This window comes from Arthrobacter sp. H5 (genome assembly GCF_000520595.1).
Taxonomy (GTDB): Bacteria; Actinomycetota; Actinomycetes; order Actinomycetales; family Micrococcaceae; genus Arthrobacter_D.
In genome coordinates this window covers 22,258-35,234 of the sequence record NZ_KI915002.1, presented here as the reverse complement: position 1 = coordinate 35,234, position 12,977 = coordinate 22,258, and the positions used below count along the sequence as shown (strand labels likewise).

The 12,977-nt window shown below is 61.1% G+C and carries 11 protein-coding genes, 1 tRNA gene and 1 pseudogene; 6 read left to right on the top strand and 7 right to left on the bottom strand.

Annotated elements, in window-relative coordinates; translation table 11 throughout:
• Nucleotides 1-421: 421 nt before the first annotated feature.
• A complete protein-coding gene (locus tag Y708_RS0114115) occupies nt 422-991 on the top strand; it encodes a recombinase family protein (RefSeq protein ID WP_035776421.1) in 570 nt (189 codons plus the stop codon).
• 42 nt (nt 992-1,033) lie between these two features.
• On the opposite strand, the gene Y708_RS29280 is transcribed toward Y708_RS0114115, so the two are convergent.
• From Y708_RS29280 to tmk, 6 genes are all read right to left on the bottom strand, one after another.
• The gene (locus tag Y708_RS29280) at nt 1,034-1,237 is read right to left on the bottom strand and encodes a hypothetical protein (protein WP_155853880.1); all 204 of its coding nucleotides are present in this window, start codon (nt 1,235-1,237) and stop codon (nt 1,034-1,036) included.
• A gap of 290 nt (nt 1,238-1,527) precedes the next feature.
• Nucleotides 1,528-6,294 carry a DEAD/DEAH box helicase gene (locus Y708_RS0114100; RefSeq protein WP_051479009.1) on the bottom strand — a complete coding sequence of 1,589 codons (4,767 nt, stop codon included), beginning with the start codon at nt 6,292-6,294 and terminating at the stop codon, nt 1,528-1,530.
• Between the two features lie 317 nt (nt 6,295-6,611).
• A tRNA-Thr gene (locus Y708_RS0114095) sits at nt 6,612-6,687 on the bottom strand.
• Between the two features lie 117 nt (nt 6,688-6,804).
• A complete protein-coding gene (locus Y708_RS0114090; protein ID WP_035776418.1) occupies nt 6,805-8,361 on the bottom strand; it encodes an alpha/beta fold hydrolase in 1,557 nt (518 codons plus the stop codon).
• Nucleotides 8,358-9,521 carry a DNA polymerase III subunit delta' gene (locus Y708_RS0114085; RefSeq protein WP_028280427.1) on the bottom strand — a complete coding sequence of 388 codons (1,164 nt, stop codon included), beginning with the start codon at nt 9,519-9,521 and terminating at the stop codon, nt 8,358-8,360. Before Y708_RS0114085 ends, Y708_RS0114090 begins: the two co-directional genes overlap by 4 nt.
• A complete protein-coding gene (tmk, locus tag Y708_RS0114080; RefSeq protein WP_028280426.1) occupies nt 9,518-10,165 on the bottom strand; it encodes a dTMP kinase in 648 nt (215 codons plus the stop codon). The genes Y708_RS0114085 and tmk overlap by 4 nt, the downstream gene beginning before the upstream one ends.
• Before the next feature lie 57 nt (nt 10,166-10,222).
• On the opposite strand from tmk, the gene rhuM reads away from it, so the two are divergent.
• The 5 genes from rhuM to Y708_RS0114055 all read left to right on the top strand — a co-directional run bounded on the left by rhuM (nt 10,223) and on the right by Y708_RS0114055 (nt 12,699).
• The gene (rhuM, locus tag Y708_RS0114075) at nt 10,223-10,531 is read left to right on the top strand and encodes a RhuM family protein (RefSeq protein WP_253905823.1); all 309 of its coding nucleotides are present in this window, start codon (nt 10,223-10,225) and stop codon (nt 10,529-10,531) included.
• 36 nt (nt 10,532-10,567) lie between these two features.
• A complete protein-coding gene (locus tag Y708_RS0114070; protein ID WP_028280424.1) occupies nt 10,568-10,759 on the top strand; it encodes a type II toxin-antitoxin system VapB family antitoxin in 192 nt (63 codons plus the stop codon).
• Nucleotides 10,756-11,136 (top strand): type II toxin-antitoxin system VapC family toxin, encoded by a 381-nt coding sequence (locus tag Y708_RS0114065; RefSeq protein WP_216699800.1) that lies wholly within the window; start codon nt 10,756-10,758, stop codon nt 11,134-11,136. Before Y708_RS0114070 ends, Y708_RS0114065 begins: the two co-directional genes overlap by 4 nt.
• Nucleotides 11,137-11,219: 83 nt before the next feature.
• On the top strand, nt 11,220-12,371 hold the full coding sequence (locus Y708_RS0114060; RefSeq protein WP_028280422.1) for a trans-sulfuration enzyme family protein: 1,152 nt from the start codon (nt 11,220-11,222) through the stop codon (nt 12,369-12,371).
• 10 nt (nt 12,372-12,381) lie between these two features.
• On the top strand, nt 12,382-12,699 hold the full coding sequence (locus Y708_RS0114055) for a DUF2516 family protein (RefSeq protein WP_028280421.1): 318 nt from the start codon (nt 12,382-12,384) through the stop codon (nt 12,697-12,699).
• Between the two features lie 15 nt (nt 12,700-12,714).
• On the opposite strand, the pseudogene Y708_RS29885 reads toward Y708_RS0114055, so the two are convergent.
• Nucleotides 12,715-12,977 (bottom strand): annotated as a pseudogene (locus tag Y708_RS29885) (class I SAM-dependent methyltransferase); the annotation flags it as partial.

Here is a 12,977-nt window from a genome sequence, read left to right as displayed (position 1 = left end):
GGATTGAAATCCGCAAACAACTTCGCAGCTGGGTTGTAGCTGCGCTGCTTCATCATCTCGTTGGGTGACACGTAATCCGCCGACGAACCAGGCTCCTTCAATGTGCCGTCGTCGACTTCAGCCACATCGTCGTTCAGGTCTTCCGGCTCCTCGTCGAGGCGATCATCTTGGGCGCTCATGTCGAAACCCTAAGCCAGGTCCAGAACACTTCACTGCACTCCCCGCCGCTCCGCGCGCCGGAGCACAATAGAAAGCCCTGTCGTCTCGGAAAACGATCGTTCATTGAGAGGAGGATGAAAGGCCTCGCCTCGACCGCAGCTTCTTCTGCTAGCGCAGAAGCTTGACCTTTCGTAACTCATCTCATATTCTATTTCTCATATACTGTCTCGTAGTTGAGTAAATGAGAATGGATGCACCGCATATGGCAACAGTCGGATACATGAGAGTCAGCACCGCAGATCAGAACACGGACGGGCAGCGGGACGCGTTGCTTGTAGCGGGAGTCAAAGATGACACCCGGCACCTCTTCAAAGATCAGGGTGTGAGCGGAGCGAAGGCAGAACGCCCAGGGCTAACTATGTGCCTCGACTCACTGCGACAGGGGGACACACTTGTCGTGGCTAAGCTGGACCGCCTGGGGCGGTCCCTTGGCAACCTGATCGAACTAGTTAACGCTCTCGATGAGCGCGGGGTGAAATTTAAGGCTCTCGATAACCAAGCCATCGACACCACCAGCAATCATGGCAAGCTGATGCTTCACATTTTTGGGGCTTTGGCAGAGTACGAGCGAGGCCTTATCCGCGAGCGTACCAATGTCGGACTCGAGGCAGCGCGTGCTCGTGGCCGCAAGGGCGGCCGCCCGAAGCTATTGGATAGCAAGAAGATTGCAAGGGCAAAAGAGTTGCACTCGGCGGGGAACATGAGCGCGAGGGAAATCGCTGACGCCGTCGGCGTCTCGATGGCGACCCTCTACCGATACCTCTCGAAGTAGACAACAAGCGACTGAAGGTGCCAGTCCGTCAGTTCCTGGGCACTACTTCCGCCGTGTCGAGGCCTGAGGAGCAGCGGCCACAGGTTTGCCGTTTGGACCAATGACGGCACCACGCAGGTTGCGCGGCACAAATCCGTTCTCGTCCGGCATATGTCTAGATGCCAGATCTCGCTGTTCCTTACGGCGCTCGTCCTTTTCCTGACGTTTGGTCTTTTTTGCGGTTGGCTTCAGACGCACAACGCTCATGCTGGTTCCAGTTTGTCCCTTGAGTGCCATGCAAGAAGCATAGAAGAAAGCCAGCATAGGTTGATGAAATAAGCACTAGTGATAGTAGTGCGTGTCGAAAGCGTCGCGTCTCAGCTAGTCCTATTCCTCAGCAGTGATTTCTTCATCACCGGCATTTGCAGCGATGAGGCGGCTTTTCCACCCCTTCGCCGGTGGCCACGGTACGCCCCATTCCTCAAGCTTTTGCTTCGTCCACCCACCCCGGGGAGTACGCGCCGCTTCAATTTCAGATTCCGTCGGCTTCGGCGGCATCACTTCTCTCCAATTGACAGAGGAGGCAGCGCCTTCACTGTCCTCGTCGTCTCCAAGCTGACCGTGACAATCCGCTTGATCAGATCAATGATGTACCGCGGGTCGCCGACTTCGTCGGCCCAGTCATTGGGGTCATTCACAATGCCGGATGCCTTGTCCGTCTTCATCTGGTAACGCTCCATGATCCACTCCACTGCGGACCGCGATCCGAGCATGTACTCATAGGCTTCCTCCGGGATGCCGGAGAGAGTGATGTGTTGGTTGTAGATGATCCGGCTGCGGTCCTTGCCCTTGCCGAAAGTCATCTTTCGCACCCGGTAAGGATCGACGACGGTGTCGCTCACTATGGTCTCCTCCAGCGGGTACGGCTCCACTTCCTCGTAACCGATGTGCAGCGCAGCAAGCTCCCGGCCGGCCGTCACGAATGCTGTGAAGTCGGCTGTGCCTTTCACTTTGGGGATACGCGGCAGCATCTTCTTCAGGTCAGCTGCGAACTCGGTGCGGTAATCCGGCGAGTGCAGAACGCCGTACACGTAGTAGAAAATGTCGTCCTTCGATACGAGATTGCCGTATGTCTTTCGGTAGTCGGCCAGCGCCCAGTCCGTAATGTTGTCGATGCGCTCGTAAGGAGAATCAGAGCGCAACGATGGCGCCAGCTGGCTCAGCAGGTCACCGCCTTCTTCCGTGCGGGGTACGTAGGTGTAACGGGCGAAAAATTGACCGCTGCTTGAGCCCCAGAAGGATAAATCCGGAATGAGATCAGCGGCTAAGACGGAGAATGGCTTATCTGACCCGGTGCCCACCACGTAGAAGCCGTAGTTCTCGGTTTCTGGCGTCGGAAAAATTCGTGGAAGTTGCCGCCGATCCTCGTTCAACGCAGCGTCGAAGTAAACTGCCTGCTTCTGGAAGGGACGATACATGCTCACACGAATTTGCCCGTCCATTCCCAGTGGACGACGCTGTTTGAATCGGCCCTGAAGACGACGGGACCAGTTGATAAGCTTTGGGTCGGATGTAACCTCATCGAGGGAAACTCCCCGCGCCAGCCCTTCATTAAAAGACGCGATCAAGCGTTGAACTGAGTTGAGCACCTCCGGCGCAGATGAGTTGTACACCCAGGCATCGCGGTTCGTCGTCAGACCCTTGGACGACCATTCAAGTAGATCGGGTCGCCCAGAGGCACCCGTGAGAGGATCGAACTCTTGGAAATCATTGTTGCGGTGATTGATCCAGTCGCCATCAGTGTTTGCTGTGACGGGTTGCCACTCGATTGAGCCAATCGAATCGCTGTCGACGATGGCGAGCTTTTTCTTGCGGGTGAGGTAGTCACCGATGTCCCGGTAGCGAATCGTTGCTCCGGCGCTGCCACCGGGCTTCTTGACTAGGAGCATGATCGCCACCGTGTTACGGCTGCCTGATCCGAAGACCTTGCCGCCCTCCTTGCGGGACAGCTCGCCTGCAGTGCGCTGGTTTCCCCGCAGATTATAGATGTAGACGCTGTGAAACTCCTCGGCGATTGATTTCCGCAGTCCATCGAAGTTGTTGGAGTCGATGTACCCGCCGTTGCTGACGTAACAGACAACTCCTCCGTGTTCGGATCCTTCGACCCGGTTCGACGCCCAGCGAATCGCTCGGATGTAGGAATCGTAGAGCGCCCGGTGACTCTTGCCCGCAGAACCCTTGACATAGGTGTCGCGAATCGAATCGTCCAGTGTGGGGTACTTGAGGTTTGCGTTGTTGTCATTACCGCTGCCTTGGCCAACGGAGTACGGCGGATTCCCGATAATCACCCGGATATCGAGCGCCTTCTGGTGGGCTACCCTTTCGTTGTTCTGCGGAAAGATCACCTCGTCCATGGTGTCGCCGTGCTCGAACATCTGGAAGGTGTCCGTGAGGACTATGCCTTCGAACGGGACGTAACCGGCGCCGTCGTCGTGCTCCTTCATGGTGCCGTGGAAAGTGGCCTCAATGTTGATGGCGGCAATGTAGTAGGCGAGCAGCAGGATCTCGTTGGCGTGCAGCTCGTTGGTGTACTTGTAGAGCAGGTCCTCCGGTTTGATGAGCCCGGACTGCAGCAACCTCACAATGAAGGTGCCGGTGCCGGTGAAGGGGTCCAGGACGTGGACGCCTTTGTCGCTGAGTGACGCTCCGAACTCGGCGCGCAACACGTCGTCCACGCTTCGGATGATGAAGTCCACAATCTCCACGGGCGTGTAAACGATGCCCAGAGATTCTGCGGCGCGGGGGAACGCATATTTGAAAAACTTCTCATAGAGATCGGTGATGATCTTCTGCTTGCCCTCGGCGTTATCAATGCCTTCGGCGCGCAGCCTGACCGAGGCGTAGAACTTCTCCAGGGACGCAGTTTCGGTTTCGAGGGACCTATCCCGGAGCTGTTCGAGCATGGTTTCCATCACACGGGAGACCGGGTTCTGCGCAGCGAAGGAGTAGTCCTCGAAGAGTGCGTCGAACACCGGCTTGGTGATGAGGTGCTGGGAGAGCATGTCAATGGCGTCATCCCGGCCAATGCCATCATTGAGGTTGCCGCGCAGGCCCTCAAGGAAGTTCTCGAAAGCCTCCTGCACACCGGACTCCGGGTCATCGAGGATGCCGCGGATGCGCAGGGTGTGACGCTCGGCGATGTCCTTGACATCACGGGCCCAGTCCTCCCAGTAGCGGCGGTCGCCGACTTTCTGGACAATCTTGGCGTAAATGGCGTTGCGCCAGTCCTCCAGGTTGGGGAAGTTCATACGCAGTTGCTCACCGGACTGGAGGTCCGTGCGTTCCTGGCCCGCGCCGTCGTCGTCCCCTGTGTCCGCTCCCACGCCGATGATCTGCAGCTTGTCATCCTTGGCCTTGTTCAGCTCCAGCTTGTTCACCATGGCGTTGAAGCGGTCATCATGCGCTCGGAGCGCCTGCAGGACGTCCCACACCACCTTGTACTTCCGATTATCCTTCAGCGCCTCCTCCGGCGGGACGTCCGCCGGAACCGCGATGGGCAGGATGATGTAGCCATACTCCTTGCCCGGAGCCTTGCGCATCACCCGGCCAACGGACTGCACCACGTCCACTTGGGAGTTGCGCGGATTCAGGAACAGGACGGCGTCCAGAGCCGGGACGTCGACCCCTTCGGAGAGGCAGCGGGCATTAGAGAGGACACGGCAGACACCGCCGTCGCCAGTGGTATCCGCCTTCAGCCAGTCGAGCTTGGCACTGCGATCCAGGACGTTGAACGTGCCGTCCACATGTTCGCCCTCGCAGCGCAGCGATCCTTCCTGCTCACGGGCGAGCTGTTCGGTGACATCAGCGAACATGCCCGCAATTTTCTTGGACTCCTTGATGTTCTGCGCGAACGCCACGGCGCGGCGCATCGGGGTGCCGGATACTTCCAGCCGGTGCTGGTCCACGCCGCGCTTAGCGAGGCCGTTCCAGCAGCCAACAATCTTGGCCACATCATCGAGGCTCAGCTCGTTATCCTCATCGGTGAGGAGCTGCTGGAAGGTCTTGTTGACGGACTCCTCGTTTACCGCGAGCACCAGGACTTTGTAGTCGGCCAGCAGGTCCTTCTCCACGGCTTCTCCAAAGCCGAGGTGGTGGAACTCGGGGCCGTAAGTGACTTCATCGTCCATGGAGAAGACCTTGACGTCATTTTCTGCTGCCTTGGTCTTGGACTCCTGAACGTAAATCCGCGGCGTGGCAGTCATGTAGAGCCGCTTCGCGGCTTTGAGGAAGTCTTGGTCATGGACGCGGACAAACGCGGAGTCATCCTCATCACCCTGCGTGAGGCCGGTGGTGCGGTGGGCTTCGTCGCACACAATGAGATCGAACTCCGGCAGGCCGAGGGCCTGCGCCTGAGCGACGACGTCGATGGACTGGTAAGTGGAGAACACCACCGTCACTGCGTCCTGCCCGGTGCTGATCTGCGAGCGAGCGTACAGTTTTTGCGGGTCGGTGGAGGCCGGGAAGGCAAGGTCGTGGAGGCTCATGTCCTCGTGCTTGGCACCTACTTTGGTGTCGGAGCAGACGGCCAGCGGGCGCAACGGCATCTCAGCTTCGGCGGTCCACTCGCTCAGGGTTTGCTGCAGCAGGGAAATTGACGGGACTAGGAAGAGCACCGAGCCGCCGACCGGGACCAGGTCTTCAACGATGCGCAGAGATGTGTAGGTTTTGCCGGTGCCGCAGGCCATGATCAGCTTCCCGCGGTCCATTGTCTGGAATCCTTCGCGAACCTTCTCGATAGCAGTGCGCTGGTGCGGGCGGGGCCGCTTCTTGTCCTTGCGCTCCATCTCCTCTGGCTGATCCAGGTCGAAGGTGTTCCAGTCGATGGTGGACTGTTCGAGTTCGCCGAAGCGGAGCCGGTTGATCGCCTTGCTTTGACCGCGGAGCGCGTCCTCGGCGTGCTTGCTCCATTTGTCCGTGGTGGTGACGATCATGCCGTAGGTGAAGTCGGCCTTGCCCACGGCGGTGAAGAAGGAGTCGATGTGCTGCTTCTGCAGCGTGGTCGCGGGATCGTAGAACTTGCACTGCACGCCAACCAACGCGCCCGTTTCCTTTTCCCGGGCAACCAGGTCGATACCGGTGTCCACCTTGCCCGCACGGCCTGGCCATTCCTCCCACAGCCACACGTCGCTGTAGGCATCGGCGTACTTAGGCTCCGTCTGCAGGTAAGACTTCATCAACCGTTCAAACCGGCTGCCCTTCTCCTTCTCACTGGGCGCCGTGAAGTAAAGCTTGTCGAGCAGCGTTGCAAAAGACGAAGAGACCATAGCGCTATCTTCTCGCATCCTTCGCTTCGTTCACGAACGGATCCCTCTTCGTGCCGGCTTTGAGGAATGTCCTGCGCCGATGAATTCCACGCCCAGACCATATGGCCAGCTTAGGCAGTAGTGTGGCGGTCACTCGATGCCCGCAACCATGCGGATGTATGGGCGGAGAAGAGGTGACGAAAAAGTGACGAAGAGCTGGAGGTCGGCCAGGAAAACAGGAGAATGCACGAGAATCTGTATCTGTCAATCACTCGAAGCTCAAGTAACGAAGAGGGCCCCACTTCCCTTTGTTTACAAGGAAGTGGGGGCCTTTTCTGTGGAGCCTCCTGCCAGAGTCGAACTGGCGACCTTCTCATTACGAGTGAGACGCTCTACCGACTGAGCTAAGGAGGCTGGCTTCAGGAGGCCGGCGCTTGGCTAGGCTCAATCCACAAGGATCAACTGTATAAGAGCGTCAGCGCGCAGGTCAAAGCGGCCGGGGGCTGCAGGGAGAAAGGCCAGCGGGCACCCTTAGCAGCGCACCCCGTCCGCGGGAACGGTCCCGTCGATGAAGTAGGAGTCGACGATGTTTTCGATGCACTCACCGGAACGACCGTAGGCGGTGTGACCCTCGCCTTCCCAGGTCACGTGCACGGCGGACTCCAGCTGATCCGCCAGCGCCAGCGACCACTCGTAGGGCGTGGCTGGATCGCCCGTGGTGCCAATGACCAGCAGGGGAGCGGCCCCGGGCGCACTTACCGGTGCCGGCTCGAGCACCGGCTCATGCTCCCACGCGTCGCAGGTGACGCCGCCGTAGCTGAGGTATTTGCCAAACGTCGGTGACGCCTCCGCGAGTTCCGCCGCGTCCTCGGCCATCGCTTCAGGATCGGTTTCCATCGGGTAGTCCAGGCAGTTGATGGCTATGAACGCGGCCGTGCCGTTGGTGAGGTATTCGCCGTCGGGCGCCCGCTCGGCGCTCAGGTCCGCAAACCGCAGGATTTCGGACGGATCGCCCTGGAGCACCAAGTCAATGGCAGCGGTCAGCGCAGGCCAGCTGGCACTGTCATAGAGCGGGAGAATGAAGCCCTGAAAGAACGTGGCGACGGTGACCAGGCGTCCGTCATCCGCGGTCATCGGGCTTTCCTCCACCGATTCAAACAGGTCCTGGATAACGGCGACCCCTTCCTCCAACCCTTCCGGCAGCGGACAGTCGTTCTTGGTCTGGCAGTCCGCCACGTAGCCCCGCAGCGCTTTCTCGAAAGCCTTGGCCTGGCCCAGGGTGATGCCTTCAGAGCTGAGGGACGGGTCAACCGCGCCGTCAAGCACAAAGCGCCCCACGTTCTCTGGGAACAGCTCAGCGTAGGTGGCGCCCAGTTGAGTGCCGTAGGAAAATCCGAGGAAATTCAGTTGCTTATCGCCGGCGATTGCCCGAAGAATGTCCATGTCCTTCGCGGCGCTCTCGGTGTCCACGAAGCCCAGCAGCTCACCGGTGCGTTCCGCGCAGAGGTCCGCATACTCGGCTGCCTCCGCTTCGAGGATGCCAAGCGCCTCTTCATCCGAAATCCCGGCCGGAAGGAAATCCTCGCGTGCGTCGTCCCGCTCCTCGTCCGTGAGGCACTCCACTGCCGAAGATCTGTTGACTCCCCGTGGATCGAAGCCCAGCACATTGTAGGTTTCCCGCAGCCGGTCAGTCGTCACAAAATCCACGGAGTCCCGCACGGTGTTGAACCCCGAACCGCCCGGTCCGCCCGGATTGAGCAAGATGGTGCCCTGCGCCTCGCCGGACGAGTCCGCGCGGATCGCAGCAATCTCGATCGAGGCCGCCGACGGATCACCGTAATCCAAGGGGACCGTGACCGTGGCGCAGACAAAGTCTTCCTCGCACTCTTCCCAGATGACCTCCTGGGCGTAGAACGCCTGCAGCTCAGCAGGTACGTCGCCGATCACGTCGGGAGCAGCCGTGACCGGTGCGGTCTCAGGGTCGCCGGGCAGTACGTTGCAGCCGGTCAGGAGCAGGGAGATAACGACGGCGGCAGCGCCAGCGAGCGAACGGCGTCGTCTGCGGCGCTCGGGGACGGGAAGGCTCACGCGGGGTATTCCTTTACGGGAAGAAGACTGACTGTCATCGCTTCGATGGCCAGCAGCGGGGCGACATTGGTACTAACGATCCGGCTGCGCACTTTGTTGATGGCCTCGATCCGGAGCAGCGTCTGTTCGGGATTCCCGTGCCCTGCAAAGTCTTCCAGTTCGGGCCGCAGCGGCTCGTTGACTAGAGCGCCACCAGCACCAAGCTGGAGCATAAGAATATCTCGGTAGAAAGAGGTCAGGTCGGTGAGAGCCCGGTCAAAGTAGTCGTTCTTGGATCGTTTGGCGCGGCGCCCCTGATCGTCTTCAAGCCTTTTCACCTGGCTCCGGATAGCCGGCGGCAGCGCACCGGATTCCGGGGCTCCCACGGCAACCAGCAGGGCCGCCTTCTCCTCCGAGTCACGTTGCTCAAAGGAGCTCTGGGCCTCGGCCTCCGCCAGCTTCACCAGGTCTGCCGCCGCCTTCATCGCACCGGACACGTTCCGGAGAGTCAGCGGGAGCCGGACAATCTGGTTCCGCCGCTCCCTCGCGCCGTCGTCCGTTGCCAGTCTCTTGGCTACGCCGATGTGGCTCTGCGACGCCCGCGCCGCTGCCTCAGCCGTTGCGGGATCGATGCCGTCGCGGCGAACCAGCAACTCGGCAACGTCTTCAACCGGCGGCAGCCGCAGGCTGACCGAGCGGCAGCGGGACCGGATGGTCACCAGCACATCGCCGGGGCTCGGCGCGCAGAGCAGCCAGACGGTCCGCGGAGGGGGTTCTTCGATCGCCTTGAGCAGTACGTTGGTGCTGCGCTCCTGCATGCGGTCCGCGTCCTCGACGATGATGACGCGCCAACGGCCAGTTGACGGCTTGTCCTGTGCCTTGCGCACAAGTTCCCGCGCTTCGTCGATGCTGATGGTGACCTTCTCTGTGGTCACATTGGTGACATCCGCGTGGGATCCCGCCAACGCCGTCGTACATGCTTTGCACTCTCCGCAGCCGCGCTCATCGGGCGAAACCCGGTCGCACAGCAGTGCTGCCGCGAAGGCGCGTGCGGCGTTGGACCTGCCGGACCCGGGCGGTCCGGTGAAGAGCCAGGCGTGGTTGGGTTGCTCTGCCGCAGCGGCGCGGCGAAGTTGCTCCACGACCGCCGACTGACCCAGCAGATACGTCCAGACACTCATGCCAACCGCTCCAGCGCTGCGGTCAGAATGTACTGGGCCAGTTCGTCGATCGGTTTGCCGGCTGTGAGCACCAGGTAGAGCTCGGGCGCCGAGCTTGCCCGGTCCAGAAAAGCGTCCCGGATCTGTTCGTGGAAGTGGTCGGGTTCGGATTCCAGCCGGTCTTCGGCGGCGTTGCCGGCGGTGCGGCGGCCTCTGCCCTCATGGGGCTCCACATCCAGGAGGACCGTCAGATCGGGGCGCAATCCCTCAACTGCCCAGAGGTTCACGTCGAGGACACTGTCCGCGCCCAGCCCCCGGCCCACCCCCTGGTAGGCCACCGAAGAGTCGATGTACCGGTCACAGAGTACGACGTCGCCGCGCTCCAAGGCGGGCAGGATCACCTGGTGTACGTGGGCGGCACGGGCGGCGGCGAACATGAGGGCCTCGGTGCGGGCGTCGATCTCACCCTGACCATGGTCCAGCACCAGGGAACGCAGCTTTTCACCCACCACGGTGCCTCCCGGCTCGCGGGTGCGCAGAACCTTGTGCCCGCGCAGTTCCAAAGCCTCCGAGAGCAGTTTGGCTTGCGTTGATTTTCCGGCACCGTCTCCTCCCTCAAAGGCGATGAAGAGGCCGGATGTTCGGCGGGGGTTCTGGTTGGTCACCGGTTTAGCCTATCTACTCCGGCTGACAGTTTCTGCGGGATGTGGACAGCGCAACATATGATCGTTGCACCGGCCGCGTCAGGGCCACAGGTTATCCACTCGTATGCGGGGGCAGTCCTAGGAGTACCTAGTCAAGGCATCGCCATGAACGACGCGTACGTCAAGGACTCCTCCGGGACCGACTACTTTGACGAACTGCTTGAGCGCATCCGCAGCATCCGGGCCTCAGAGAAACGGTTATACCAGAAAGTCCGCGACATCTTTTCGGAGACCAGCGCTGACTACGCAATCACGACGATCGGTTTAGACGATCGGTTTATAGGTGCCCCCGGATCGACCACACGTTCGGTGTGGGCATATAATTGAACATCAAACGGTGACGATACTGATGTTGGAGGAAGCATGCGAACCACCATTACCCTAGACGACGCACTCATTGCGGAAGCCCAGGCGCTCACCCGCATACCCGAGCGCAGCGCGTTGATGCGGGAGGCGCTCACCGCTCTCATTGAGCGGGAGCATTCCCGCCGTCTCGCCCGGCTGGGAGGTTCGGATCCGGACGCTTCGGCAGGCTCCCGTCGTCGTACCGCATGAGTCTGATACTCGTCGACACCAGTATCTGGATAGAACATCTCCGCTACGGAAGTAAGGCCTTGGCAGACGCTCTCACAAGGGGCGTAGTACTGTCGCATCCCATGGTGATCGGGGAGCTGGCCCTCGGTCATCTCAAAGACAGGGAGGATTTTCTTTCCTCTGTGAAGGCGCTTACCAATCCCACCATGGCTTTAGACCTCGAAGTTCTCGCCTACATAGAAAACCATCAGTTGCACGGCCGCGGTATCGGGTACGTCGATGCCAACCTGCTCGTCTCCACCGCACTCACGCCCGGCGCGAAGCTGTGGACCCAGGACCGCCGACTGGCTGGTATTGCAGGCGAAAACGGAATCGCACACGAGCCATCGAGTCAGTAGAAATAGCTGGTTTTCGGCGGACTGCACGTCATTTCCACGTACTCGATGCGGGGCCCCGGGCACAGGGCAACTAACCTGATGCAATGACGTCTCACCCTCAGGATCTGCGTCCCGACACCATCACGGTATCCGCTGGACGCCCGCCCCGCGGCCACGATTCCCCTGTCAACCCGGCGCTGATCCTCTCCTCCACCTTCCACGAAACGGAGTCCCCCAGGGACGGCGACCGAATCTACGGCCGAATGTCCAACCCCACCTGGGATCCGTTCGAAGAGGCGCTGGCCGAGCTTGAGGGGGCGGAGCTCCCCGCACTCGTCTTCAGTGCGGGCCTGGGAGCCGCCGCCGCGGCGCTGTCCCTGATTCCCACCGGCGGCACGCTGGTCATCCCCCGCAACGCCTACGGCGGATCCATCTCGCTTGCCGAAGCGGAGGCAGCCAAGGGGCACCTGAAACTCATACAGGTGGACATCGCCGAAACGGCAGAAGTCATCGACCACCTCCACGGTGCCCACATGCTCTGGATCGAAAGCCCCACCAACCCAATGCTTGAGGTAGCCGAGACGCAATCCCTCACCGAGGCTGCCCACGCTGTGGGCGCCGTCGTCGTTGTTGACAACACCTTCAACACCCCGCTCATCAGCCGGCCGCTGGACTATGGTGCGGACATCGTGCTGCATTCGGTGACCAAATACCTGGCCGGCCACTCCGACGTCGTCCTCGGTGCGCTCGTCACGTCCAACAAAGAAGTGCGAGCGGAACTCAAAACCCACCGCACCCTCCACGGCGCCATCGCCGGCCCGTTCGAGGTGTGGCTCGCGCTCCGGGGGCTACGGACGCTGGCATTGAGAATGGACCGCAGCCAGTCAAACGCCATGGAGTTGGCAACCAGGCTGGCCAGCCACCCGGCCATCGCAAAGGTAAGGTACCCGGGGCTGCACAAGGACCCCGGCCACCAGCGCGCCAAGGACCAGCTCAAGGGGTTCGGCGGCATCGTCAGCATCGAGCTCGAATCCAGGGAAGCGGCCGACGCCCTCGTGAAAAGCGTCCGCCTCTGGCTGCCGGCCACCTCCCTGGGCGGGGTGGAGTCTCTGATAGAACGACGACGGCGGCAGCCGGGCGAGCCGGTCACCGTCCCGGAGTCGCTGGTGCGGCTTTCCGTCGGTATTGAGAACGTCGAGGATCTCTGGGCGGATCTTGACCAGGCACTCTCCACATCCGCTGGACAAACCGGTTAGGCTGGTAAGCGTGGAAATTGTCATGTTCATCGAGCGGTACTTGTTCTTGGCGCTGGGCATCCTGGCCGTGGCCATAGAGATCTGGGCGCTCGCGGACTGCGCCAAGCGCAAGCCTGCCTCCTTCGAGGCCACGTTCAAGCGGACCAAGGGATTCTGGATGGGCATCACGGGAGGTGCCGCGGCGGTGGGCCTCCTCAGTATCTTCCTCCAGGGCGGATTGTTCCCCATCCTGCAGTTGGTAGCGGTTGTCGCCGCCTGCGTCTATCTCGCCGACGTGAAGCCGGCCGTCAGCGAAACCCAGAGCAGCGGACCCTACGGGCCCTGGTAAGCCGGCACCATAAGGTCAGAGACCGGGCGCAACCGCGTCCCAGTCCACAGTTACTTCGCCCAGCCTCCAGCGTGACGGCCCGTCCAAAAGCGGCCAGCCGTCCTCGGCTATCACCGCACACATCCTCATCCAGCGTTGACGGTTGCCGAACGATGACAGCGGTGCCGCGTCCAGCCAAGCCCGGTCCAGCGCCTGCAGATAGCGGTGAACCTTTTCGCCGGGAACGTTCCTGTGAATCAGGGCCTTCGGCAGCCGCTCGGCAACGTCCGAGGGGCTGG

Excerpts from the sequence above, each read along its gene's own strand:
- Y708_RS29280 (WP_155853880.1), bottom strand. The coding sequence starts at position 1,237 with ATGAGCGTTGTGCGTCTGAAGCCAACCGCAAAAAAGACCAAACGTCAG.
- Y708_RS0114100 (WP_051479009.1), bottom strand. The coding sequence starts at position 6,294 with ATGGTCTCTTCGTCTTTTGCAACGCTGCTCGACAAGCTTTACTTCACG.
- rhuM (WP_253905823.1), top strand. The coding sequence starts at position 10,223 with ATGATCGTTGCACCGGCCGCGTCAGGGCCACAGGTTATCCACTCGTAT.
- Y708_RS0114085 (WP_028280427.1), bottom strand. The coding sequence starts at position 9,521 with ATGAGTGTCTGGACGTATCTGCTGGGTCAGTCGGCGGTCGTGGAGCAA.
- Y708_RS0114070 (WP_028280424.1), top strand. The coding sequence starts at position 10,568 with ATGCGAACCACCATTACCCTAGACGACGCACTCATTGCGGAAGCCCAG.
- Y708_RS0114115 (WP_035776421.1), top strand. The coding sequence starts at position 422 with ATGGCAACAGTCGGATACATGAGAGTCAGCACCGCAGATCAGAACACG.
- Y708_RS0114060 (WP_028280422.1), top strand. The coding sequence starts at position 11,220 with ATGACGTCTCACCCTCAGGATCTGCGTCCCGACACCATCACGGTATCC.
- Y708_RS0114065 (WP_216699800.1), top strand. The coding sequence starts at position 10,756 with ATGAGTCTGATACTCGTCGACACCAGTATCTGGATAGAACATCTCCGC.